The organism is Pseudomonas sp. GW822-FHT04H02, from assembly GCF_058800645.1.
In genome coordinates this window covers 25,005-49,589 of sequence record NZ_JBXAMM010000005.1, presented here as the reverse complement: position 1 = coordinate 49,589, position 24,585 = coordinate 25,005, and the positions used below count along the sequence as shown (strand labels likewise).

Here is a 24,585-nt window from a genome sequence, read left to right as displayed (position 1 = left end):
AGCTTCACGATGGCTCGGCAGCGGCTACAGAGATCGGTGTAGCCGCTGCCGCAAGCTGCCAATGGCCCGGAGGGCGGCGGGAGGTCAGTCGGATTTCGCGACCTTCCAGGCGCCGTCCATCTTGCCTTCGCCGGTCATGTCACCGGCCTTCTTGTCCATCACGAAGCCGTACAGCGGCTTGCCGTCGTAGGCCCACTGCATCTTGCCGTCGTCACGCTTGATCACCGTCCACTTGCCCATGGCCTTGTCACTGCCCTCGGCCATCAGCGGCGGCCAGTTGGCAGCGCATTTGTCATTGCACATGGACTTGCCGTCGGCATCCTTGGCAAAGGTGTAGAGGGTCATGCCCTTGTGGTCCACCAGCACGCCGTCCTTGCTCATTGCCGGGTCGGCGGCCATGGCGAATGTCGGCAGGGCCAGGACAGCGCCTACCAGCAGGACTTTCAACGATTGCTTGAACAGAGTCATGGAAACCTTCTTTTGTGGTTGTCAGGAATCGGACTCAAAGCTTAGTCCACGAAGCAGCACCCCGCCCCGCGACCTGAAATACTGTCACACGACTGCAATAATTCCGTTATCTAATGCGGCGCAAGACAGTTAAATGACAAGAGGTTCAAGCATGGTTGGCAGAAGCATTCTGATCGTTGACGACGAAGCGCCTATTCGCGAAATGATCGCCGTTGCGTTGGAAATGGCCGGCTATGACTGCATGGAGGCAGAGAACTCTCAGCAGGCCCATGCCATCATCGTCGACCGCAAGCCGGACCTGATCCTGCTGGACTGGATGCTGCCCGGCACTTCCGGCATCGAGCTGGCGCGGCGCCTCAAGCGCGACGAGCTGACCGGGGACATCCCGATCATCATGCTCACCGCCAAGGGTGAAGAGGACAACAAGATCCAGGGCCTGGAAGTCGGCGCCGACGACTACATCACCAAGCCGTTCTCCCCCCGCGAACTGGTGGCCCGCCTCAAGGCCGTGCTGCGCCGTGCCGGCCCTACCGATGGCGAAGCACCAATCGAAGTCGGCGGCCTGCTGCTGGACCCCATCAGCCACCGGGTGACCATCGACGGCAAGCCCGCGGAAATGGGCCCTACCGAATACCGCCTGCTGCAGTTCTTCATGACCCACCAGGAGCGTGCCTACACCCGTGGCCAGCTGCTGGACCAGGTCTGGGGTGGCAATGTGTACGTCGAGGAACGCACCGTGGACGTGCATATCCGCCGGCTGCGCAAGGCCCTGGGCGATGCCTACGAGAATCTGGTACAAACCGTGCGCGGCACCGGCTATCGTTTTTCCACCAAGGCCTGACGGCAGCGGCAAGCGACAAGCGGCACGCCGATGAGTGACCGCTTCAACACTTGCAGCTTGGAGCTGCGCCACCCTCCACGGACGTGTTTCAAGTGAATCAAAACTGGCATGGCACCCTGATTCGCCACATGTTGCTGTTGATCACCGGCTGCCTGCTGGTGGGCCTGATCAGCGGCTACTACGGCTGGAGCCTGGCCGCTGGCCTGGGCATCTACCTGGCCTGGACCCTCAAGCAGTTGCTGCGCCTGCACGAATGGCTGCGCCTGCATCAACCCGACGAAGCGCCCCCCGACGGCTATGGCCTGTGGGGCGAGGTGTTCGACAGCATCTACCACCTGCAACGCCGCGATCAGCGGGTACGCGGGCGCCTGCAGGCGGTGATCGACCGGGTCCAGGAGTCCACCGCGGCCCTTAAGGACGCGGTGATCATGCTCGACAGCGACGGCAACCTGGAATGGTGGAACCGCGCCGCCGAGACCCTGCTGGGGCTCAAGACGCCCCAGGACAGCGGCCAGCCGGTGACCAACCTGGTGCGCCATCCGCGCTTCAAGGAATACTTCGAGCAGGACAGCTACGCCGAGCCGCTGGAAATCCCCTCCCCGGCCAACGACCGGGTACGCATCCAGCTCTATATCACCCGCTACGGCAACAACGAGCACCTGATGCTGGTGCGCGACGTGACCCGCATCCACCAGCTGGAACAGATGCGCAAGGACTTCATCGCCAACGTCTCCCACGAGCTGCGCACGCCGCTGACGGTGATCTGCGGCTACCTGGAGACCCTGCTGGACAACGTCGAGGAAGTGAACCCGCGCTGGAGCCGCGCCCTGCAGCAGATGCAGCAGCAAGGCGGGCGCATGCAGACCCTGCTCAACGACCTGCTGTTGCTGGCCAAGCTGGAGGCCACGGACTACCCGTCGGACAACCAGCCGGTGCCCATCGACGTGCTGCTGCAATCGATCAAGAGCGACGCCCAGGCGCTGTCCGGGGAGCGCAACCAGCGCATCACCCTGGAAGCCGACGCGTCGGTGCAACTCAAGGGCAGCGAAGCCGAGCTGCGCAGCGCCTTCTCCAACCTGGTGTTCAACGCGGTGAAATACACCCCGGCCGAAGGCAATATTCGCATTCGCTGGTGGGGCGACGAACAGGGCGCGCACCTGAGCGTGCAGGACTCGGGGATCGGCATCGACAACAAGCACCTGCCGCGCCTCACCGAACGCTTCTACCGGGTGGATTCGAGCCGCAACTCCAACACCGGCGGCACCGGCCTGGGCCTGGCCATCGTCAAGCATGTGCTGCTGCGCCACCGTGCGCGCCTGGAGATCAGCAGCGTGCTGGGCCACGGCAGCACCTTCACCTGCCATTTCGTTCCGGCCCAAGTGAAGAAAAACCGCACCCAGAGCCTGACCGACCAGCGCTGACAGCCACTCGCCCCTAGGCAATTGCCCTGTCAGCCGCTACATTGCGTAACTTGTGCCTGCCTTTCAGGCACCGCATTTCCTTCCTTTTCGAATACACGGAACCCGCAAAACTCCATCATGGACCCTTCCCCTGGTTTTACCCTCGCGTCTCTTTTCGCCGACTTCGGCATGATTCTTTTTGCTCTGATCCTGGTCCTGCTCAACGGCTTCTTCGTTGCGGCGGAGTTCGCCATGGTCAAGCTGCGCTCGACCCGGGTCGAGGCCATTGCCCACAAGAACGGCTGGCGCGGGCAGATCCTGCGCACCGTGCACAGCCAGCTCGACGCCTACCTCTCGGCCTGCCAACTGGGCATCACCCTGGCCTCCCTGGGCCTGGGCTGGGTCGGTGAGCCGGCCTTCGCCCATCTGCTGGAGCCGCTGCTGGGCGCCCTGGGCGTGAGCTCTCCGGAAGTGATCCGCGGCGTGTCGTTCTTCACCGCGTTCTTCATCATTTCCTACCTGCACATCGTGGTCGGCGAGCTGGCGCCCAAATCCTGGGCGATCCGCAAGCCGGAGCTGCTGTCGCTGTGGACGGCGGTGCCGCTGTACCTGTTCTACTGGCTGATGTACCCGGCCATCTACCTGCTCAACGCCAGCGCCAACACCATCTTGCGCATCGCCGGGCAGGGCGAGCCCGGCCCGCACCACGAACACCACTACAGCCGAGAAGAACTCAAGCTGATCCTGCACTCCAGCCGCGGCCAGGACCCCAGCGACCAGGGCATGCGCGTACTGGCCTCGGCGGTGGAAATGGGCGAACTGGAAGTGGTGGACTGGGCCAATTCCCGGGAAGACCTGATCAGCGTCGAGTTCAACGCGCCGCTCAAGGAAATCCTCGCCCTGTTCCGCCGCCACAAGTTCAGCCGCTACCCGGTCTACGACAGCGAGCGCAACGAATTCGTCGGCCTGCTGCACATCAAGGACCTGCTGCTGGAACTGGCGGCCCTGGACCACATTCCCGAGTCGTTCAACCTGGCCGAGCTGACCCGCCCGCTGGAGCGTGTATCCCGGCACATGCCGCTGTCGCAGTTGCTGGAGCAGTTCCGCAAGGGCGGCTCGCACTTCGCCCTGGTGGAAGAAGCCGACGGCAAGGTCATTGGCTACCTGACCATGGAAGACGTGCTTGAAGTGCTGGTGGGCGATATCCAGGACGAACACCGCAAGACCGAGCGCGGCATCCTGGCCTACCAGCCGGGCAAGCTGCTGGTGCGCGGTGACACCCCGCTGTTCAAGGTGGAACGCCTGCTGGGCATCGACCTGGACCATATCGAGGCCGAAACCCTCGCCGGCCTGGTGTACGAAACCCTGAAACGGGTGCCGGAAGAGGAAGAAGTACTGGAGGTCGAAGGCCTGCGCATCATCATCAAGAAGATGAAAGGGCCGAAGATCATCCTGGCCAAGGTGTTGATGCTGGATTGACGGGCCATTCGGCCCGTTCGCCGGCAAAGGTCATTGTTTGCCCAAGGCAAAATTCGGCAGATCCCCCAGCGGCTGGTTGAACTGATAGGGAATCGACACCAGCCCCAACCCGGTATTGCGCTGTACCACGAAGTGCAGGTGTGGCCCGCTGCTGTTGCCGGTATTGCCCGACAACCCCAACGGGCTGCCTACCGCCACCCGCTGCCCTTCCCGCACGCTGACTGAACCTTGCTTGAGGTGCAGGTACACGCCCATGGTGCCGTCGTCGTGCAGCACCCGGACAAAGTTGCCCGCCGGGTTGTTGCCCCGGCCGTTCTGGGCATTCTCGGTCTTCACCACCACTCCGCCCCTGGCGGCGATGATCGGCGTGCCCACGGGCATGGCGATGTCCATGGCATAACGGCTCCTGGGACCGAAATGGCTGTATTGGCCATTGGCCCCCTGGGTCAGGCGAAACGGCCCGCCACGCCAGGGCAGCGGGTAGCGGTAGGCCTGGGTGGCCCCTGCCGGGTCCCCCAGGGAGTAACGGAACCTGGGGACATAGCTCAAGGGCTGATCGGCACGAATTGCCGTGAGCAGCGCCAGGCGCTGCCTGCTGCGGGCCGGCAGCACCTGGCGGATCGGCTGCCCCGGAGCGCCGCTGACATTGTTCAACCCGGCAAAGCTCAATTCCACTTCCACCGGGGCATACAGGTCATTGCGCACATACACCGCATCCACCCCCCTGTGCTTTTGGATATCCAGGCGCACCTGGCGCTCAAGGTGCTCCACCATGCGGTCGCGGAACACGAACTCCTGGGCCCCCGGCGAAGGCCGGTCGCTGTAGGAGACCACGCCATTGGCGTCGATGGACTTGTACACAGTCATCGCCGCCAGCGACGTGGCGGCTAAAGACAATCCACAGAAAAACAGCAGGCGCACAAACATTCGGCAGCTTCTTGGCAGAGGGTGGAATCACGCTAGCAGCCTGATATGGAGCTTGTATGAATCAGGCGGGCGCCAAGGGTTCAATGCCGCCAGCGTCGAAGTGGATGTCCACCCCCAGTTGCGCCGCCTCGCAGAGGTTGACCAGCGCATCAAGGGAGAACTTGTTGATCTTGCCGCTGAGCACATCGTTGAGCCGGGGCTGGGTGATATTGAGGCGCCTGGCCGCCTCCTTCTGCGACACCCCCCAGGCCTGCACGGTCTTGCCCAGTTCCAGCATCAGCTTGGCCCGCAAGCGCATGTTGGCGGCCTCCTGGGGGGTGGCTTCAAGGGCATCCCAGACACTGGCAAAGCGCTGGTTGATCGGTTGGTCAGTCATGGCGTGAACCTGCTTGCTGAAATCTGGCACGAGCCAGCTCGATATCCCGCGCCTCGGTCTTGCGGGTGGTCTTGCGCACCGCGTGCAACACATAAATGGCCGCGGCCCGCCGGACCACATAGAACAACCGAAACGCCCCGGAGTCCTCATGAATCCTGATCTCGAAAACGCCCGGGCCAATGGTTTTCACCGACCTGCAATCGTAGGGCTGTTCGCCCTGCTGCAGCAGATCCAGCTGGAAACCGGCGGCCCGACGGGCATCTTCAGGGAATGCCCTGAGATCCCGCAGCGCGCTCCCGACAAACACCACATCCTTGTGCCTGGGCATCGAACCTCTCCTGTTAATGACCAGGAACAAGGCTAATCAACACGGCCAGGACCGGTCGCGCCGGGTTGTTTCAAGGCATGGCCGCAAGGGGTGAACAAAAGAGCGCGCCACCTGAAATCTATATCCAAACAGATATAAATCAAGCGCAAAGAAATTAATCTGACGTACGGCGGAAAGTACCGAGGGGGGCGGAGCACGCCTTGTAGCTTGAGGGTTACGGCCTATGTTGCGAGTTGCTCGCTCGATAGCGGGATGACGCAGCAGCCCGCCTCGGCGGCCGGCAAAAGCCCGCAGTGGGAAAGTGTTTTCAGCAGATTTCCGCAGCCTCCCATCACCGCAGGAGCCGGCTTGCCGGCGAAGAGGCCTTCAAGCCTTGTGCTGCCCTTGCGGGCGCCTTCGCTGGCAAGCCAGCTCCTACACAGCAAGAGGGTGTTCTCGCGGCTTACGCACCTGCCGCCGCAGGAACCGGCTTGCCGGCGAAGAGGCCTTCAAGCCTTGTTCTGCCCTTGTGGGCGCCTTCGCTGGCAAGCCAGCTCCTACACAGCAAGAGGGTGTTCTCGCGGCTTACGCACCTGCCACCGTAGGAGCCGGCTTGCCGGCGAAGAGGCCTTCAAGCCTTGTGCTGCCCTTGCGGGCGCATTCGCTGGCAAGCCAGCTCCTACAGCGAGGCGGCCGACAAGGATCAAGCGCCGGGAACGAAGTGCTTCTGGGCGGTGCCGCGGGCGATCAGGCGGGAGATGTAGTCGAGCTTCTGGGCATCCTGGTCCACGAAGCGGAAAGTCAGCTGCAGCCACTCGCTGTCCGGCTTGGGTTCAAAGGCCACCACCGCATGCAGGTAGCCATTGAGCCGCGCCACTTCGGCGTTGTCGCCCTGCTCCAGGTCCAGCACCGCGCTCTCCAGCACCTGGGGCAGGCTGTCGGTGCGCTTCACCACCAGCAAGGCTTCCTTGATGCTCAGGGCCTTGATCACACACTGCTGGTTGCCGCTGGACAGCCGCAGTTGGCCCTGGCCACGACCACCACCGGCCGCTGCCGCAGGCGCCGGGGCCTTGACCGGAGGGCTGTTGAGCAAACCGCGGGCCGGCGCTGCTGCCGCTGGAGCTGGAGCCGGGGCGGCAGCCGCCGGTTTGGCGAACGGATTGACCGGAGCGGAAGCCGCCCCCACCACCGCCGGCTTGCCGCCAGTCAGGGCGCTCAGGGAGTCGTTGCCAAAGGCCGAGTTCATCTTGGTCGGCGCGCTGTTCATCAAGGTATCGAGCTTGCCGACCTTGTTCAGCGCCTGCTTGACCTTGGTCAGCAGCTGTTCGTTGGTAAAAGGCTTGCTCACATAACCGGAAACCCCGGCCTGGATCGCCTGCACCACGTTTTCCTTGTCGCCCCGGCTGGTGACCATGATGAACGGCATGGCCTTCAGCGCATCTTGCTCGCGGCACCAGGTCAGCAGCTCAAGGCCGGACATTTCCGGCATTTCCCAGTCGCACAGGACCAGGTCGAAGGCTTCACGGGCGAGCATCGCCTGGGCCTTCTTGCCATTGATCGCGTCTTCGATCTTGATGCCAGGGAAGTAGTTGCGCAGGCACTTCTTCACCAGGTCACGAATGAACGAAGCGTCATCCACCACCAACACACTTACCTTACTCATCGACCACCCCTTTAAAAATCCCGGCAAGCATAACGCTGGCTGATGGCACTTTGCCAAAACTCTTCAGTCACGCCGGGACTTTTCGTTCGCGGGTGCTGCTTTTCAATTTCCAGGAGCACAAACAAAAACGCCCGGCCAAAAGGCCGGGCGCTCTTCTCGGGCACTCTTACTTATCGTCAGTTTCATCCGGAACATTAGCGGATTCGCCACTGGTACCTTCAACTTCCTGCTTCATGCGCTTGAGCCCAAGGTGACGAACATCGGTGCCGCGCACCAGATAAATCACCAGCTCGGAAATGTTGCGCGCGTGGTCGCCGATCCGCTCCAGCGAGCGCAGCACCCAGATAATGCTCAGAACCCGCGAGATAGAGCGTGGGTCTTCCATCATGTAGGTGGCCAGCTCACGCAGCGCGGTCTTGTATTCGCGGTCGATGATCTTGTCGTACTGGGCCACCGAAAGTGCCAGGTCGGCATCGAAGCGGGCAAAGGCGTCCAGGGCATCGCGCACCATGTTACGCACCTGGTCGCCGATATGCCGCACTTCCACGTAGCCACGCGGGGCCTCGCCCTCTTCGCAGAGCTGGATAGCCCGGCGGGCGATCTTGGTGGCTTCGTCGCCGATGCGCTCCAGGTCGATCACCGACTTGGAGATGCTGATGATCAAACGCAGGTCCGAGGCCGCCGGTTGGCGACGGGCGAGAATGCGCAGGCATTCCTCGTCGATATTGCGTTCCATCTGGTTGATCTGGTCGTCGATCTCGCGCACCTGCTGGGCCAGGCCGGAGTCGGCCTCGATCAGCGCTGTGACCGCGTCATTGACTTGCTTCTCCACCAGCCCGCCCATGGCCAGGAGGTGGCTGCGTACTTCTTCCAGCTCGGCATTGAACTGCTGGGAGATGTGATGGGTTAAGCCTTCCTTCGAAATCATCGTGTTCGCTCCGCGAAAGTTGCAAGCTTCAAGCCGCAAGCTTCAAGCAGTTAAATAGTGATCCGGATGTCGCGCACCGCCTCTGTTGCGCCGCGTGAAACCTGCGGCTGGCAGCTGCTTTCTAGCCATAGCGCCCGGTAATGTAGTCTTCGGTCTGCTTCTTCGCCGGGTTGGTGAACAGCGTGTCGGTATCGCCGAACTCCACCAGTTTGCCCATGTACATGAAGGCGGTGTAGTCGGAAACCCGCGCCGCCTGCTGCATGTTATGGGTCACGATGACGATGGTGAACTTGGACTTGAGCTCATAGATCAGCTCCTCGACCTTCAGGGTCGAGATCGGGTCCAGGGCCGAGCAGGGTTCGTCCAGCAGCAGCACTTCCGGCTCCACGGCGATGGTCCGGGCAATCACCAGACGCTGCTGCTGACCGCCGGACAGGCCCAGGGCCGAGTCGTGCAGACGGTCCTTGACCTCATCCCACAGCGCCGCGCCCTTGAGCGCCCACTCCACGGCTTCGTCGAGCACACGCTTCTTGTTGATGCCCTGGATACGCAGACCGTAGACCACGTTTTCGTAGATGGTCTTGGGGAACGGGTTGGGCTTCTGGAACACCATCCCAACCCGACGACGCAGCTCGGCCACGTCTTCGCCCTTGCGGTAGATGTTGTTGCCGTAGAGGTTGATCGCACCTTCTACACGGCAGCCGTCCACCAGGTCGTTCATGCGGTTGAAGGTCCGCAGCAGGGTCGACTTGCCGCAACCGGACGGGCCGATGAAGGCGGTCACGCGCTGCTTGGGGATGTTCATGCTGACGTCGAACAGCGCCTGTTTCTCGCCGTAGTACAGGCTCAGGCCGGGCACTTCGATGGCCACGGTTTCCTGTTCCAGGCTCAGGCTCTGCTTGTCGCGGCCCAGGGCGGACATGTTGATGCCATGAGTGTGTGCTTCGTGTTGCATGGGATGCTCCCTGTGCTACCAATTCGTTTGTCGTGAACCGCAGGCATCAGGCCAGCGGCGACATCATTCTGTTCCGTAGGAGCCGGCTTGCCGGCGAAGAGGCCTTGAAGCCCTGCGTCGCCCTTGTGGGCGCCTTCGCTGGCAAGCCAGCTCCTACGCAAGCCAGCGTCCACACAAGCCAGCCGATCAGCTGTCCAGTGCCTTGTATTTTTCACGCAGGTGGTTACGGATCCACACCGCCGACAGGTTCAGGGTGGCGATCACCAGCACCAGCAGCAGCGCGGTGGCGTACACCAGCGGCCGCGCCGCCTCGACGTTGGGGCTCTGGAAGCCGACGTCGTAGATGTGGAAGCCCAGGTGCATGATCTTCTGGTCCAGGTGCAGGTACGGGTAGTTACCGTCCAGCGGCAACGACGGCGCCAGCTTCACCACACCCACCAGCATCAGCGGCGCCACTTCACCGGCAGCGCGGGCGACCGCGAGGATCATCCCGGTCATCATCGCCGGGCTGGCCATGGGCAGAACGATCTTCCACAGGGTCTCGGCCTTGGTCGCACCCAGGGCCAGGGAACCTTCGCGCACGGTGCGGGGAATCCGCGCCAGGCCTTCTTCGGTGGCCACGATCACCACCGGCACCGCCAGCAGCGCCAGGGTCAGGGAAGCCCAGAGCAGGCCCGGGGTGCCGAAGGTCGGCGCCGGCAGCGCTTCGGGGAAGAACAGACGGTCCACGGAGCCGCCCAGCACGTAGACGAAGAAGCCCAGGCCGAACACACCGTAGACGATGGCCGGAACCCCCGCCAGGTTGTTCACCGCAATGCGGATCACCCGGGTCAGGGTGTTCTGCTTGGCATATTCACGCAGGTAGACCGCTGCCAGCACGCCGAACGGGGTGACGATCATGGCCATGATCAGGGTCATCATCACGGTGCCGAAAATGGCCGGGAAAATACCGCCCTCGGTGTTGGCTTCGCGCGGGTCATCGCTGAGGAACTCCCAGACCTTGCTGAAGTAGAAACCGATCTTGGTAAAAGTGCCCATGGCGTTCGGCTGGTAGGCGTGTACCACCTTGCCCAGGCCGATCTCCACTTCCTTGCCGTTGGCATCACGGGCGGTCAGGCTGTCGCGGTTGAACTGGGCGTGCAGGTCGCTCAGGCGCGCCTCGATGTCCTGGTAGCGGGCATTGAGTTCGGCGCGCTCGGCATCCATGTCGGCCTGGGCCGCGGCATCCAGCTTGCCGTCCAGCTCCAGCTTGCGGCCGTGCAGGCGGATGCGTTCCAGGCCGGCGTTGATGGCGCCGATGTCGGATTTCTCCAGGGTCTTGAGCTGGGCGGCCAGCTTGTTCACCCGGTCGATCCGCGCTTGCAGCTCGGGCCAGGCGGCTTCGCCTTCGGCGATCACCTTGCCGCTTTCCTTGACGTTGACCAGGTAGCCGTAGAAGTTGCCCCACTCACGGCGCTCGATGGCCATCAGCTCTTTGGGGTAGCTCTGGTTGGTCAGCCACTCGCCGACGATCCAGGTGAAGTCGTTGCCGTTCAGGTCACGGTTGCCGACCTTGATCAGCTCGCGGGTCATGAACTCCGGGCCCTGGTCGGGCACCGGCAGGCCGGCACTCTTCAGGCGCGCCCGGGGCACTTCTTCCTTCTGCACCACTTCACCGATGACCAGGTGGTTGGCCTGGCCCGGAACGTCGTAGTTGGCGTGCACCAGGTCGGCTGGCCAGAAGTGGCCGAGGCCACGCACGGCGATCACCGCCAGCAGGCCGATGGTCATGATGACCGCGATGGACACCGCGCCACCGCTGATCCAGACGCCGGGGGCGCCGCTCTTGAACCAGTCTTTTAGGGAGTTCTGTTTCACAGACTTCTACCTTTCTTAAAGCGACGAGTATTTCTTGCGCAGACGCTGACGGATCAGCTCGGCGAGGGTGTTCATGACGAAGGTGAACAGCAGCAGCACCAGCGCCGAGAGGAACAGCACGCGGTAGTGGCTGCCGCCGACTTCCGATTCGGGCATTTCCACCGCGACGTTGGCGGCCAGGGTGCGCAGGCCTTCGAACAGGTTCATTTCCATGACAGGGGTGTTGCCGGTGGCCATCAGCACGATCATGGTCTCGCCCACGGCGCGGCCCATGCCGATCATCAGCGCCGAGAAGATCCCCGGGCTGGCGGTGAGGATCACCACCCGCGTCATGGTCTGCCACGGCGTGGCGCCCAGGGCCAGGGAGCCCAGGGTCAGGCCCCGCGGCACGCTGAACACGGCGTCTTCGGCGATCGAGTAGATGTTCGGGATCACCGCAAAGCCCATGGCCAGGCCCACTACCAGGGCGTTGCGCTGGTCGTAGGTGATCCCCAGGTCGTGGGAGATCCACATGCGCATGTCACCACCGAAGAACCAGTTCTCCATGAACGGGCTCATGTACAGCGAGAGGAAGCCGACGAAGATGATCACCGGGATCAGGATCGCGCTTTCCCAGCCTTCCGGCACTTTCAGGCGCAACGACTCGGGCAAACGACTCCAGGCGAAACCCGCCACCAGGATGCCGATCGGCAGCAGGAGCAGCAGGCTGAAGATGCCCGGCAAGTGGCCTTCGACATAGGGCGCGAGGAACAGGCCGGCGAAGAAACCGAGGATCACCGTCGGCATCGCTTCCATCAGCTCGATCACCGGCTTGACCTTGCGGCGCATGCCTGGGGCCATGAAGTAGGCGGTGTAGATCGCCGCCGCCACCGCCAATGGCGCCGCCAGCAGCATGGCGTAGAACGCCGCCTTCAGGGTGCCGAAGGTCAGGGGCGAGAGGCTCAGCTTGGGTTCGAAATCGGTGTTGGCCGCGGTGGATTGCCAGACGTATTTAGGCTCGTCGTAGTTCTCGTACCAGACCTTGCTCCACAGCGCACTCCAGGACACTTCCGGGTGCGGGTTGTCGAGCACCAGGGGCTGCAGCTTGCCGCCGGCCTCGACGATTACCCGGTTGGCCCGTGGCGACAGGCCGAACAGGCCCTGGCCGTCTACCACCTGGTCCACCAGCAGGGTGCGGTGGGCGGTGCTGTGGAACACCCCGAGCTTGCCGGCGGCGTCCAGGGCAACGAAGCCCTTGCGACGCTCTTCGGCGGTGATTTCAACAATGGGCGCGGTGCCCATCTGGAAGGTGCGGATCTGCTTCAGGCGCAGCTCGCCGTCCGGGTCGCGGGCCATGAACCACTGGGCCAGGCCGCCCTTGGAGGTCCCGATGATCAGCGAGATGCCGCCCACCAGCTGGGTGCTGGCGGTGACTTCGGTATCTGCGTCTTCCAGCAGTTTGTAGCGACCGTTGAGGCTCTTGTCCCGCAGGCTGAAGACGTCGGCCTGGGCGCGCCCGTTGATCACGTACAGCCACTGCTGGCGCGGGTCGATGTACATGGCCTTGACCGGCTCGGTCATCTGCGGCAGCTCGATGCGGCTCTGCTCGCTGGTGACCTCGCCGGTCATCATGTTTTCTTCGCGGGTCAGCTTCAGCACTTGCAACTGCGAAGCGGTAGAACCGGCAACGATCAGCGACGAATCGGTGGCATTGAGGTTGACGTGCTCCAGCGCACCGCCCTGCTCGTTCAGGGTGATGGGGGTCTCGCCGTAGGGGTACTCGATGGCCGGCGAGATGGTCTTCTTGCCGTCCGGGTAGCTGACCTTGTAGGTATGACGGAACACCAGGGCCTGGCCGTTGGACAGGCCGACCACCACCAGCGGGTTGCCGGGCTGGTCCTTGCCGATGGAGGTGACGCTGGCGCCCGCCGGGATCGGCAGGTCGACCTTGCGCAGCTCGGCGCCACTGTCGATGTCGAAGAACAGCGCCTGGCCCTTGTCGGAGACACGCATGCCAACCTGGTTCTGCTCTTCCAGGGAGAACATCAGCGGCTTGCCGGCGTCCTGCATCCAGGCGGGAGTCAGAGGGTCCTTGGCGGTCAGTTCGGCACCCTGGAACAGCGGCGCGACGACATAGGCGAGGAAGAAGAAGATCAGGGTGATAGCACCCAGTACCGCGAGGCCGCCGACAAGGACGTACCAACGGGTCAGGCGGTCTTTGAGCGCGCGGATGCGGCGCTTGCGTTGCAGTTCAGGCGTATTGAAGTCAATGCGCTTGGGGGGAGAAGTCGTAGTCATGGTGGAGTTGGCCAGATCATTCATGCGCACACCCTAGCGATCCTGTATGACAGAAAGATGACAATGCAGTGACGCAACAAATCCGCCGCATGGCAGGGCCGGCAGCGGACAGAAAAATGAGGTTGCAGGAGCCGGCTGGCCGGCGCACCAGCCTTGAGCCTGGGTCGCCCTTTCGGGCGCTTACGCCGCCCGGCCAACTCCTACGAAAACGAGAAGGTCCGGGGAGCCCGGACCTTCGGAGGCGGCTTATGCGCCTTCTTTCAGGCCCAGGTCAGCCAGTGCCTTGGCGGCCACCTTGGCTGGCAGTGGGATGTAGCCGTCTTTGACGACCACTTCCTGGCCTTGTTTGGACAGGACCAGTTTCACGAACTCGGCTTCCAGCGGGGCCAGAGGCTTGTTCGGGGCCTTGTTGACGTAGACGTAGAGGAAGCGCGACAGCGGGTACTTGCCGTTCAGGGCGTTTTCTTCGGTGTCTTCGATGAAGTCGGTGCTGCCTTTCTTGGCCAGGGCCACGGTCTTCACGCTGGCGGTCTTGTAGCCGATGCCCGAGTAGCCGATGCCGTTCAGCGAGGAGCTGATGGATTGCACCACCGACGCCGAACCAGGCTGTTCGTTGACGTTAGGCTTGTAGTCGCCTTTGCACAGGGCTTCTTCCTTGAAGTAGCCGTAGGTGCCGGATACCGAGTTACGACCGAACAGCTGAACCGGCTTGTTGGCCAGGTCGCCCTTCACGCCCAGGTCGCCCCAGGTCTTCACTTCTTCCTTGGCGCCGCACAGACGAGTCGAGGAGAAGATCGCGTCGACCTGTTCCATGGTCAGGTGCTGGATCGGGTTGTCCTTGTGCACGAACACCGCCAGGGCGTCCACGGCCACCGGGATAGCGGTTGGCTTGTAGCCGTACTTCTGCTCGAAGGCCGCCAGTTCGGTGTCCTTCATCTTGCGGCTCATCGGGCCCAGGTTGGAGGTGCCTTCGGTCAGCGCGGGTGGCGCGGTGGCGGAGCCGGCGGCCTGAATCTGAATGTTGACGTTCGGGTATTCCTTTTTGTAGTTCTCGGCCCACAGGGTCATCAGGTTCGCCAAGGTATCGGAACCGACGCTGGACAGGTTGCCCGACACACCAGTGGTCTTGGTGTAGCTCGGGATAGCAGGGTCAACAGCGGCAACCGCGTGGGCAGTCGCAACGCCAGCGGCGACAAAGGTCATTGCCGCCATCAAACGCTTCAGTTTCATGCCTTACTCCTAGCAGATAGGGTGTGTTAAGTCGGGGCCAAGTATCTGTAGGCCGTGTGAACACTCTATGTCCGGAATATGACAATTAGATGAAAGGCCAGCATTCCTGAACGGAAGCTGGCCTTTCTTTGTTCGGCGATAAAAACCTCTGTAGCCGCTGCCGCAGGCTGCGATCGACCCGCAGGGTCGCGGCGCCCTTCAGCGCACAGCAGGGCCTGCGGCAGCGGCTACAGGGTGGTGGTCAGCGGCCCTTGGCCCACAGGTACAGCCCCACCAGCAGGCCGATGCCGCAAATAATTGCAACATAATAGGCCGGGCCCATGGGGCTTTCCTTGAGCAGCCAGGTCACCACCATCGGCGTCAGGCCACCGAAGATCGCGTACGCCAGGTTGTAGGAAAACGACAGGCCGCTGAAGCGCACCACTGCCGGGAACGCCTTGACCATCACATAAGGCACCGCACCGATGGTGCCGACGAACAGGCCGGTCAGGGCATACAGCGGGAACAGCCACTGCGGGTTGTCCAGCAGGCCGTGATAGAAGGTCCAGGAAGTGACCAGCAACAAGGCGCTGCCGAACACGAACACCTTGCCCGCACCGAATCGGTCCGCCAGGGCACCCGAGGCCACGCAGCCCAGGCTCAGGAAGATAATGGCCAGGCTGTTGGCCTCCAGGGCGGTGATGGCCGGGAATTTATAGACGGTCTGCAGCACGGTGGGGGTCATCAGGATCACCACGATGATCCCGGCGGACAGCAGCCAGGTCAGCAGCATGGAAATCACGATCGCCCCGCGGTGATCACGCAGCACCGTGCGCAGCGGCAGTTCCTCGGCCAGGGCCTTGCGCAGTTGCAGTTCGGCGAACACCGGGGTTTCGTGGAGCAGGCGGCGCAGGTACACCGAGAACAGGCCGAACACCCCACCCAGCAGGAACGGGATCCGCCAGGCGTAATCCGCCACTTCCACCGGGGTATAGATGCTGTTGATCGCAGTGGCCACCAGCGACCCCAGGAGAATCCCGGCAGTCAGGCCCGAGGTCAGGGTGCCGCAGGCATAGCCGATATGCCGCTGGGGCACGTGTTCGGAAACGAACACCCAGGCCCCGGGCACTTCACCACCGATGGCCGCCCCCTGGATCACCCGCATCAGCAACAGCAGGATCGGCGCCCACATGCCGATCTGCGCGTAGGTCGGCAACAGGCCCATGATCAGGGTCGGCACCGCCATCATGAAGATGCTCAGGGTGAACATCTTCTTGCGCCCCAGCAGGTCGCCAAAGTGGGCCATGACGATCCCGCCCAGGGGCCGCGCCAGGTAACCGGCCGCGAAGATCCCGAAGGTCTGCATCAGGCGCAGCCACTCGGGCATGTCCGCCGGAAAGAACAGCTTGCCGACCACGGTGGCAAAGAACACGAAGATGATGAAGTCGTAGAACTCCAGCGCCCCGCCCAGGGCAGACAGGGACAATGTCTTGTAGTCACTACGGGTCAACGGACGGGCGGGTTGCGCAGGCTGCGCGGCGCTCGAGGGCACAGTGGTCATGGCAAGGGCTTCTCTTATTAGTCGGTTCTGGAAGCCGCAACAGCGCTGGTTGGGGCCTGGCAGGTTCGGCACGATAGCAAATTGTTCGAATGCGTACACAGCGGCGCACAAATGACTCACAAATTTGCGAACTGGACGGGTCGTCGCGGAGTCTATCGACCGATATACTCGCAGACCTCGAAGCGCAAAGCCGCTTCTGGCAAGGGTTGCTGTGCGAAAACGCTGCTGCGCGCCCCTGGCCCTGGCCAGCGCCAGTCGATTTCGCAGAGTTTCCCTTTAGCACGCCTTAGAAAGAACGTGACGAACGTAGTATGTTCGGGCTGAATCGTTTTTCCTGAAGACGGCTATTCACCTGAAGTACCCATGAAGCGTCACGGGTCAGAGGCCCCCCGGCATGATAGAACTCGAACAAGAAGATCCAATCCCGCAAGGCGACCTGGCCTTGCAAATCACCGCACTGCCCCGTGAAACCAACGGCTTTGGCGATATTTTCGGCGGCTGGCTGGTCGCGCAGATGGACCTGGCGGGCACCGCCATGGCCAGCCGCGTGGCCGGTGGCCGGGTGGCCACGGTGGCCATCGACCGCATGGCGTTCCTGGTGCCGGTGGCGGTGGGCGCGCAGCTGTCCTTCTATACCCAGACCCTGGAGATCGGCCGCAGCTCGATCCAGATGATGGTGGAAGTGTGGAGCGACGACCCGCTGTCCAGCGAATGGCGCAAGGTCACCGAGGCGGTGTTCGTATTCGTCGCCATCGATGGCAGTGGCCGCACCCGCTCGGTTCCGCCGCGCGCGCGCTAAACCTGATGACCGTTCTGCGGTCCATAGCAGCCCACACCTTGCGAACGAGAACAGCAGCATGCCTACGCCCCAGGTCGAAACGGTAAAACTGGATGAACTGAACTGCTGGCGCATCCGCCACGGTGACGCCGAACTGCTGGTGGCCCAGCAGGGCGCGCACATCCTCAGTTATCAAGTGGCCGGGCAACAGCCGCTGATCTGGCTCAACGACGAGGCCGTGTTCAAGCGCGGCAAGAGCATCCGCGCCGGGGTGCCGGTGTGCTGGCCCTGGTTCGGCAACTTTGCCCGCAACCCGCAGGCGGTGCAGGCCATGCGCCAAGGCACTGACCCGGCGCCGGCCCACGGCCTGGTGCGGGCCACCGACTGGGAACTGCTGGGCATCGAAAGCCAGGGCGACAGCCTGCTGGTGGAGCTGCGCCTGCCCTGCCCCGCGGGTGGTTTTCCCGGCTGGCCCCATCAAGTGGAACCGCGCCTGAGCATCCGCCTCGACCAGCAACTGCACATCTGCCTCAGCAGCCACAACCTGGGCACTGAAAGCGTGAGCATCAGCCAGGCGCTGCACAGCTACTTCGCGGTCAGCGATGTGCGCCAGGTGCAGGTCGAAGGCGTGGACGGGCTGAGCTACATCGAGACCCTGGAAGACTGGAAGACCAAGGTCCAGAGCGGCAGCCTGCACTTTACCGGCGAGACCGACCGCATCTACCTGAACGCCCCGGCGCAGCTGGAGATCGTCGATCCGGACTGGCAACGACGGATCCGCCTGCGCAGCGAAGGCTCGCGCACCGCGGTGATCTGGAACCCCTGGATCGACCGCGCTGCCCAATTCAGCGACATGGCCGACGACGGCTGGCAGCGCATGCTGTGCATCGAGACCGCCAACGTGATGGACGACATCGTCACCCTGGCCCCGGGCGCCAGCCACACCCTGAGCGTCAGCATCAGCGCCGCCCCGCTCTGACCCCCACCTGCCCCGTAGGAGCTGGCTTGCCAGCGAAGAGGCCCTCAAGACCGCGTTCGCCGGCAAGCCGGCTCCTACCGTTCAGCGGCGTTCAAATGCGCCGCTTCAGAGATCCGATTCCTTGACCACCCGCACCTTCGCCGCATCCAGGGCGTAGGCGGCATCGGCCAGGTCGTTGCTGACTTTCTCGATCTTCAGGGTGCCGGTCACCCACAGCGGCGTGTAGATGTCGTCCAGCTTCAAGCCCTTGGGAAAACGCACCAGCACCAGCTGGTTGGGCGGCGGTGGCGGCACGTGGATGCAGGCGCCCGGGTACGGCACCAGGAAGAACAGCGTGCTGCGCCCCTTGGCATCGGCTTCCAGCGGCACCGGATAACCGCCGATGCGGATCTGCTTGTCATTCATGGCCGGCACGGTCTTGGTGGAATACATCACCGCCGGCAACCCCTTGCTCTGCTTCAGGCCGCCCTTTTCGGTGAAGGTGCCATTGGCTTCCGGGGAGTTGTGGTCGATTTCCGGCATCTGCTCCAGGGCCTTCTGGTCCGACTTGGGCATCAGCTCCAGCCAATCGGTTTCCGGCAGTTCGCCAGCCTGGGCCAGGCCGCAGCCCAGCAGAACAAAGGTCAATAGAAGACGGCGCATGTGAGGGTGGCTCGGTCAAAAGGGAAGGACGGGAAAACCCGGGCATTCTAGTGCCCAGACCGTCAGATGCGTTGAAGTTTCAGATGAAGAAAAAGGCTCCCCTCCGCGCGGACGGCAGAGGGGGCTTGTAGCGTGGTTCAGCTCTTCTTGACGAAGCCGTAGATCACCAGCAGGACGATCGCGCCCACCAGTGCACCGATGAAACCGGCGCCCTGGCCAGCCTGGTAGATACCCAGCGCCTGGCCGCCATAAGTGGCCGCCAGCGAACCGCCGATACCCAGCAGGATGGTCATGATCCAGCCCATGCTGTCGTCTCCCGGTTTGAGGAAGCGCGCCAGCAGACCAACGATCAAGCCGATGAAAATGGTTCCAATAATGCCCATGGCTGTTCCTCTGTAAGGGGGGATCAAGCCAAAGCCTAGCCAGCACTTTGGCATCCTGCTATCAGAGAACGGCGGGAAACGAAGGTTCCCGCCAGCCGGAGGATTTGTTACTCGGCGATCAGCGCTTGCACCTTGAGGATCTGCGCTTGCAGGGTCGCCTGATCGGCGCAGCGCAGGTTGGCGTGGCCGACCTTGCGCCCGACCTTGAAGGCCTTGCCGTAGTGATGCAGGTGGCAGTCGTCGATGGCGATGACCTTGTCCACCGGCGGCACTTCGCCGATGAAGTTGATCATGGCGCTCTCACCGACCTTGGCGGTGGAGCCCAGGGGCAGGCCGGCCACCGCCCGCAGGTGGTTCTCGAACTGGCTGCACTCGGCGCCTTCGGTGGTCCAGTGCCCGGAGTTGTGCACCCGCGGAGCGATCTCGTTGGCCTTGAGGCCGCCGTCCACTTCGAAGAACTCGAAAGCCATTACGCCGACGTAATCCAACTGCTTGAGCACGCGGCTGGAGTAGTCCTCGGCCAGGGCCTGCAACGGGTGGTCGCTACTGGCCACCGACAGGCGCAGGATGCCGCTGTCGTGGGTGTTGTGCACCAGCGGGTAGAAACGGGTTTCACCGTCACGGGCGCGCACGGCGATCAGCGAGACTTCACCGGTGAAGGGCACGAAGCCTTCCAGCAGGCAAGGCACGCTGCCCAGTTCGGCGAAGGTGCCTTCGACGTCGGCGGCGCTGCGCAGGACCTTCTGGCCCTTGCCGTCGTAACCCAGGGTGCGGGTCTTGAGCACGGCCGGCAGGCCGATGCGCGCCACGGCGGCGTCGAGATCCGCCTGGGACTGGATGTCGGCGAACTCCGGAGTAGGAATCCCCAGGTCCTTGAACATGCTCTTCTCGAACCAGCGATCGCGGGCGATGCGCAGGGCTTCGGCGCTCGGGTAGACCGGCACGAACTGCGAGAGGAAGGCCACGGTTTCCGCCGGCACGCTCTCGAACTCGAAGGTCACCAGGTCCACTTCATCGGCCAGCTGGCGCAGGTGGTCCTGGTCGCCGTAGTCGGCCCGCAGGTGTTCGCCCAGAGGGGCGGCACAGGCATCCGGCGCCGGGTCGAGGAAAGCGAAGTTCATTCCCAGCGGAGTCCCCGCCAGGGCCAACATGCGGCCCAACTGGCCGCCACCGATTACACCGATCTTCATCGTCAACAACCTCAGGCGACGCGCGGGTCTGGATTGTCCAGGACGCTGTCTGTCTGTTCAGCACGGAATTTTTTCAGCACCGCGTGGAACTGCGGGTGCTTGGCGCCCAGGATGCTCGCCGAGAGCAGCGCCGCGTTGATCGCGCCCGCCTTGCCGATGGCCAGGGTGGCCACGGGGATGCCGGCCGGCATCTGCACGATGGACAGCAGCGAATCCACGCCCGAGAGCATCGACGACTGCACCGGCACGCCCAGCACCGGCAGGTGGGTCTTGGCCGCGCACATGCCCGGCAGGTGCGCCGCGCCGCCGGCACCGGCGATGATCACCTCGATGCCTCGCGCCTCAGCCTCATCGGCGTACTGGAACAGCAGGTCCGGGGTGCGGTGTGCGGAAACCACCTTCACCTCGTAAGGGATGCCGAGCTTTTCCAGCATATCGGCGGTGTGGCTAAGGGTGGACCAATCGGACTTGGAGCCCATGATCACGCCAACCAGTGCACTCATCGTCGTGCCTCTTCTCTCTGGGCGCCCGCAGGCGCGTCAAAAACAACAAGCCACGCGAAATGCGTGGCTTAAATTGTACGAATTATGGCCAGGCGAACCGGCCGAAGGCCGCGCAGTATACCGAAAAAGGCGCGTTAAACGCACTTTCGCCGACCATCTGCAAAACAAAGTATTTCCGGCGCAAAACCCCGGTTTTATTGACTCCAAGGTCAATCCCGCCCCCCCCTCGCAGGCGCTGGCTTGCCAGCGAACAGGCCCACCCTGCGATCACCGCCCTCCCGGCCGACGCCTTCGCCGGCAAGCCGGCTCCTACGTGGCCGCAGCTTGCGCGGCAGCGCCTTCCAGCTTGCGCCACAGCAAGCGTACGTTGGCCTTGCGCACCAGGGCGCAGCGGTACAGGCGAATCTCCAGCGACACATGCCATTGCGCCCCGCCGCAGACCACCAGCTCGCCCCGGGCCAGCTCGGCGCGCACGCTCAGTTGCGGCACCCAGGCAATGCCCAGGCCTTCCAGGGCCATGCTCTTGAGGCTGTCGGCCATGGCGGTTTCATAGACGGTGGTGAAACGCAGGTTGCGCTGGCGCAGCAGCAGATTCACCGAACGCCCGAGGAAAGCCCCGGCGCTGTACGCCAGCAACGGCACGCTGGCCTCGCCTTCCAGGTCGAACAGCGGCTTGCCCTGGGCATCGGCGGCGCACACCGGGAGCATCTCGGTGTGCCCCAGGTGCAGCGAGGGGAAGATTTCCGAGTCCATCTGCAAGGCTGCGTCCGGGTCATAGAAGGCCAGCATCAGGTCGCAACCGCCTTCGCGCAGGGCGTGCACCGCATCACCGACGTTGGTGGCCACCAGCCGCGTGGCGATGTTCAGCCCTTCGTTGCGCAGTTGGGCGATCCAGCGCGGGAAGAAGCCCAGCGCCAGGGAGTGGGCAGCCGCCACCTGCATCACCTCGCCCTGCCCGCCTTCCAGGTGGTGCAGGTGACGCACCACCTCGCCGAGCTGTTCGACCACGGTGCGCGCGGTCACCAGGAACAACTGCCCCGCTGCCGTCAGCTCCACCGGCGTGCGCGAGCGGTTGACCAGGGTCAGGCCCAGGGCCGCTTCCAGGCTGCGGATCCGCCGGCTGAAGGCCGGCTGGGTCACGAAACGTCGCTCGGCAGCCTGGGAAAAGCTGCGGGTGGCGGCCAGGGCACTGAAGTCCTCGAGCCATTTGCTTTCCAGATTCATCACGTCCTCCCGGACACGCACCATTTTAGGTCACACGCTCGCCGGCAACCCGGCGTCACACCGGCATTATGCCGAATATGCATAGCCCAGTGTTTAACAGCATTGGCCCAAAAAATCCCTTCGGCCTAGGATTCGCAGCGTTCCCGGCACAGACCGGGTCCCTACCGAGATGATCTCCGTCATGTCCTCCGCTGCATCTTTCCGCACAGAAAAAGACCTGCTTGGCGTACTCGAAGTACCGGCTCAAGCGTATTACGGCATCCAGACCCTGCGAGCGGTGAACAACTTCCGCCTCTCCGGCGTTCCGATTTCGCACTACCCAAAACTGGTCGTGGCCCTGGCAATGGTCAAGCAGGCAGCTGCTGACGCCAACCGCGAACTGGGTCATCTGAGCGAAGCCAAGCATGCAGCCATCAGCGAGGCCTGTGCCCGCCTGATCCGCGGCGACTTCCACGAAGAGTTCGTGGTGGACATGATTCAAGGCGGCGCTGGCACTTCGACCAACATGAATGCCAACGAAGTCATCGCCAACATCGCGCTGGAGGCCATGGGCCACAGCAAGGGCGAATACCAGTACCTGCACCCGAACAACGACGTGAACATGGCGCAGTCCACCAACGACGCCTACCCGACCGCGATCCGCCTGGGTCTGCTGCTGGGTCACGATGCGCTGCTGGCCAGCCTCGACAGCCTGATCCAGGCGTTCGCCGCCAAGGGCCAGGAATTCAGCCACGTCCTGAAGATGGGCCGTACCCAGCTGCAAGACGCCGTGCCGATGACCCTCGGCCAGGAATTCCACGCCTTCGCCACCACCCTGGGTGAAGACCTGGCTCGCCTGAAGACCCTGGCGCCGGAAGTGCTGACCGAAGTCAACCTGGGCGGCACCGCCATCGGTACCGGCATCAACGCCGACCCGCGCTACCAGCACCTGGCCGTACAACGCCTGGCCACCATCAGCGGCCAGCCGCTGGTACCGGCAGCCGACCTGATCGAGGCCACCTCCGACATGGGCGCCTTCGTGCTGTTCTCCGGCATGCTCAAGCGCACCGCGGTCAAGCTGTCGAAGATCTGCAACGACCTGCGCCTGCTGTCCAGCGGCCCACGCACCGGCATCAACGAAATCAACCTGCCAGCGCGTCAGCCCGGCAGCTCGATCATGCCCGGCAAGGTCAACCCGGTCATCCCGGAAGCGGTCAACCAAGTGGCGTTCCAGATCATCGGCAACGACCTGGCCCTGACCATCGCGGCCGAAGGCGGCCAGCTGCAACTGAACGTGATGGAGCCGCTGATCGCCTTCAAGATCTTCGACTCGATCCGCCTGCTGCAACGCGCCATGGACATGCTGCGCGAGCACTGCATCACCGGCATCACCGCCAACGAAACCCGTTGCCGTGAACTGGTGGAGCACTCCATCGGCCTGGTCACCGCGCTGAACCCGTACATCGGCTATGAAAACGCCACCCGTATCGCCCGCATCGCCCTGGAAAGTGGCCGTGGCGTACTGGAACTGGTGCGCGAAGAAGGCCTGCTGGACGACGCCATGCTCGACGACATCCTGCGTCCGGAAAACATGATTGCCCCGCGTCTGGTTCCGCTGAAGGCGTAACCGGCGCAACACCGAAACACGCAACACCGCTCACCAGGTTGAGGGACTAGACACCTCTCACCTTTTGAGGGCTTGGAGCTTCGTCTCCAGGCCCTTTTTTTTGCCTGGAGAAAAGCAGAGTTTGTAAGGGGATGCCGCCCGGCATCGAAGCGGATTCGCTTTGTTTTGTAGGGCAAATCCGAGAGAATCCCCCACGCCTTTGAGCGCCTTGTACCCCTTCGAACGATCAGGCAGTCTCCCGGTGCCGCTGCCAAATCAGCGGCCCGGATGTGGAAGTCTGGGATAAAGGACGTGCAGTCGTCTCATTCGAACACCCTTGCCGATGCGGCTTGGGTGAACTCGATCTATGGCGGCTGTGCGTAGGGCACCTTCGGGTGCGCCGGTTCCTTTAGCCCGGTCTTCCACACCTGCGCACGGCTGCCACCCTCTCATGTGGAAGTGAGATCCGGCGGTTTCTTAAATTGCTAAAGGAACCAGTCTCATGAAAAAGCTCGTCCCCGATCCACCCTTGCCCACCGATCATCCGCGCCGCGACCCGGAACTGGACCGCGCCAACGCCAACCTGCTGGCCGCCTTGCACGGTACCCGCCATCGCCCCTTCGGCCTGCGCGATGGCCGGGGCCATCCGCTGTTCGCCGTACAGCCCCAGGTGAATGCCGAAGACGCGCTGATGCACGTTTCCTTGCTGCTCAAATGCGCCGAAGAGGTGTCCGATGAAATCACCGAACGGGCCAGCGGCATCGAGCGCGGGCTGATCTGGTCCATGGTGCATTCCGTGGAAATGGCCCGCGCCGTGGTGGACGCCCTGCTCGACGGCGCCCGCCCCGGCCCCGCCTAAAACACCACCCCGTAGGAGCTGGCTTGCCAGCGAAGAGGCCTGCCCTGCCTTCACCGGCATCCCGGCCGACGCCTTCGCCGGCAAGCCGGCTCCTACAGGTCTTGCGAACGTCATGGGGCCCTTGTTTTAAACCAGCACAATCCATCGCCCAAGGTGGATAATCGCTCCTCCCAAACATCCGCCATCCCCGAGGC

The 24,585-nt window shown here is 63.3% G+C and carries 23 protein-coding genes; 7 read left to right on the top strand and 16 right to left on the bottom strand.

All coding sequences use genetic code 11. The features are described from left to right. Positions 1-84: 84 nt before the first annotated feature. A complete protein-coding gene (locus AC1RMG_RS22130; RefSeq protein WP_011064274.1) occupies positions 85-468 on the bottom strand; it encodes a COG4315 family predicted lipoprotein in 384 nt (127 codons plus the stop codon). 151 nt (positions 469-619) lie between these two features. Here AC1RMG_RS22130 and phoB point away from each other — a divergent pair, with 151 nt between their 5' ends. From phoB to AC1RMG_RS22115, 3 genes are all read left to right on the top strand, one after another. Beyond that, positions 620-1,309, top strand: coding sequence for a phosphate regulon transcriptional regulator PhoB (gene phoB, locus AC1RMG_RS22125; RefSeq protein WP_003177195.1), 690 nt, complete (start codon positions 620-622; stop codon positions 1,307-1,309). Between the two features lie 128 nt (positions 1,310-1,437). Then, entirely contained in the window at positions 1,438-2,730 is a 1,293-nt protein-coding gene (gene phoR / locus AC1RMG_RS22120; RefSeq protein WP_186355251.1) for a phosphate regulon sensor histidine kinase PhoR, read from the top strand. 117 nt (positions 2,731-2,847) lie between these two features. Continuing rightward, entirely contained in the window at positions 2,848-4,188 is a 1,341-nt protein-coding gene (locus AC1RMG_RS22115) for a hemolysin family protein (RefSeq protein WP_011064276.1), read from the top strand. 30 nt (positions 4,189-4,218) lie between these two features. Here the strand turns inward: AC1RMG_RS22115 and AC1RMG_RS22110 are convergent, their stop codons facing one another. The 10 genes from AC1RMG_RS22110 to AC1RMG_RS22065 all read right to left on the bottom strand — a co-directional run bounded on the left by AC1RMG_RS22110 (position 4,219) and on the right by AC1RMG_RS22065 (position 16,248). Beyond that, positions 4,219-5,115, bottom strand: a complete 897-nt coding sequence (locus AC1RMG_RS22110) for a peptidoglycan DD-metalloendopeptidase family protein (RefSeq protein ID WP_493170304.1) — start codon at positions 5,113-5,115, stop codon at positions 4,219-4,221. A gap of 61 nt (positions 5,116-5,176) precedes the next feature. Beyond that, the gene (locus AC1RMG_RS22105) at positions 5,177-5,491 is read right to left on the bottom strand and encodes a helix-turn-helix domain-containing protein (protein WP_011064278.1); all 315 of its coding nucleotides are present in this window, start codon (positions 5,489-5,491) and stop codon (positions 5,177-5,179) included. Next, positions 5,484-5,819, bottom strand: coding sequence for a type II toxin-antitoxin system RelE/ParE family toxin (locus AC1RMG_RS22100; protein WP_210671418.1), 336 nt, complete (start codon positions 5,817-5,819; stop codon positions 5,484-5,486). Before AC1RMG_RS22100 ends, AC1RMG_RS22105 begins: the two co-directional genes overlap by 8 nt. Before the next feature lie 682 nt (positions 5,820-6,501). Further along, positions 6,502-7,461: a response regulator gene (locus AC1RMG_RS22095; RefSeq protein WP_019093932.1), complete on the bottom strand. Its 960-nt coding sequence runs from the start codon at positions 7,459-7,461 to the stop codon at positions 6,502-6,504. A 166-nt stretch (positions 7,462-7,627) separates the two neighbouring features. Continuing rightward, positions 7,628-8,389, bottom strand: a complete 762-nt coding sequence (phoU, locus tag AC1RMG_RS22090) for a phosphate signaling complex protein PhoU (protein WP_011064281.1) — start codon at positions 8,387-8,389, stop codon at positions 7,628-7,630. 121 nt (positions 8,390-8,510) lie between these two features. Beyond that, positions 8,511-9,344, bottom strand: coding sequence for a phosphate ABC transporter ATP-binding protein PstB (gene pstB, locus AC1RMG_RS22085; RefSeq protein ID WP_011064282.1), 834 nt, complete (start codon positions 9,342-9,344; stop codon positions 8,511-8,513). A 186-nt stretch (positions 9,345-9,530) separates the two neighbouring features. Next, positions 9,531-11,201 (bottom strand): phosphate ABC transporter permease PstA, encoded by a 1,671-nt coding sequence (gene pstA, locus AC1RMG_RS22080; protein ID WP_011064283.1) that lies wholly within the window; start codon positions 11,199-11,201, stop codon positions 9,531-9,533. Positions 11,202-11,216: 15 nt separating this feature from the next. Then, the gene (locus tag AC1RMG_RS22075) at positions 11,217-13,250 is read right to left on the bottom strand and encodes an ABC transporter permease subunit (protein ID WP_176876769.1); all 2,034 of its coding nucleotides are present in this window, start codon (positions 13,248-13,250) and stop codon (positions 11,217-11,219) included. 474 nt (positions 13,251-13,724) lie between these two features. Beyond that, on the bottom strand, positions 13,725-14,708 hold the full coding sequence (locus AC1RMG_RS22070; protein WP_011064285.1) for a phosphate ABC transporter substrate-binding protein PstS: 984 nt from the start codon (positions 14,706-14,708) through the stop codon (positions 13,725-13,727). Positions 14,709-14,949: 241 nt separating this feature from the next. Continuing rightward, the gene (locus AC1RMG_RS22065) at positions 14,950-16,248 is read right to left on the bottom strand and encodes an MFS transporter (RefSeq protein ID WP_019094638.1); all 1,299 of its coding nucleotides are present in this window, start codon (positions 16,246-16,248) and stop codon (positions 14,950-14,952) included. 394 nt (positions 16,249-16,642) lie between these two features. Here AC1RMG_RS22065 and AC1RMG_RS22060 point away from each other — a divergent pair, with 394 nt between their 5' ends. Continuing rightward, positions 16,643-17,047: an acyl-CoA thioesterase gene (locus AC1RMG_RS22060; RefSeq protein WP_003229628.1), complete on the top strand. Its 405-nt coding sequence runs from the start codon at positions 16,643-16,645 to the stop codon at positions 17,045-17,047. A 58-nt stretch (positions 17,048-17,105) separates the two neighbouring features. Next, on the top strand, positions 17,106-18,005 hold the full coding sequence (locus AC1RMG_RS22055) for a D-hexose-6-phosphate mutarotase (RefSeq protein WP_493170301.1): 900 nt from the start codon (positions 17,106-17,108) through the stop codon (positions 18,003-18,005). Positions 18,006-18,110: 105 nt separating this feature from the next. Here AC1RMG_RS22055 and AC1RMG_RS22050 read toward each other — a convergent pair whose 3' ends face one another. The 5 genes from AC1RMG_RS22050 to AC1RMG_RS22030 all read right to left on the bottom strand — a co-directional run bounded on the left by AC1RMG_RS22050 (position 18,111) and on the right by AC1RMG_RS22030 (position 21,947). Next, positions 18,111-18,647: a DUF3299 domain-containing protein gene (locus tag AC1RMG_RS22050; RefSeq protein WP_011064288.1), complete on the bottom strand. Its 537-nt coding sequence runs from the start codon at positions 18,645-18,647 to the stop codon at positions 18,111-18,113. 137 nt (positions 18,648-18,784) lie between these two features. Next, entirely contained in the window at positions 18,785-19,030 is a 246-nt protein-coding gene (locus tag AC1RMG_RS22045) for a GlsB/YeaQ/YmgE family stress response membrane protein (RefSeq protein WP_011064289.1), read from the bottom strand. 107 nt (positions 19,031-19,137) lie between these two features. Beyond that, positions 19,138-20,220: a 5-(carboxyamino)imidazole ribonucleotide synthase gene (locus AC1RMG_RS22040; RefSeq protein WP_077934962.1), complete on the bottom strand. Its 1,083-nt coding sequence runs from the start codon at positions 20,218-20,220 to the stop codon at positions 19,138-19,140. Between the two features lie 11 nt (positions 20,221-20,231). Next, positions 20,232-20,723 carry a 5-(carboxyamino)imidazole ribonucleotide mutase gene (gene purE, locus AC1RMG_RS22035; protein WP_011064291.1) on the bottom strand — a complete coding sequence of 164 codons (492 nt, stop codon included), beginning with the start codon at positions 20,721-20,723 and terminating at the stop codon, positions 20,232-20,234. A gap of 309 nt (positions 20,724-21,032) precedes the next feature. Then, positions 21,033-21,947 carry a LysR substrate-binding domain-containing protein gene (locus AC1RMG_RS22030; RefSeq protein WP_493170299.1) on the bottom strand — a complete coding sequence of 305 codons (915 nt, stop codon included), beginning with the start codon at positions 21,945-21,947 and terminating at the stop codon, positions 21,033-21,035. Between the two features lie 181 nt (positions 21,948-22,128). Between AC1RMG_RS22030 and aspA the strand changes: the two genes are divergently transcribed. Both aspA and AC1RMG_RS22020 read left to right on the top strand, forming a co-directional pair. After that, positions 22,129-23,553, top strand: coding sequence for an aspartate ammonia-lyase (gene aspA / locus AC1RMG_RS22025; RefSeq protein ID WP_041120431.1), 1,425 nt, complete (start codon positions 22,129-22,131; stop codon positions 23,551-23,553). A gap of 481 nt (positions 23,554-24,034) precedes the next feature. Further along, positions 24,035-24,391: a DUF6124 family protein gene (locus AC1RMG_RS22020; protein WP_123431125.1), complete on the top strand. Its 357-nt coding sequence runs from the start codon at positions 24,035-24,037 to the stop codon at positions 24,389-24,391. Positions 24,392-24,585: the final 194 nt, after the last annotated feature.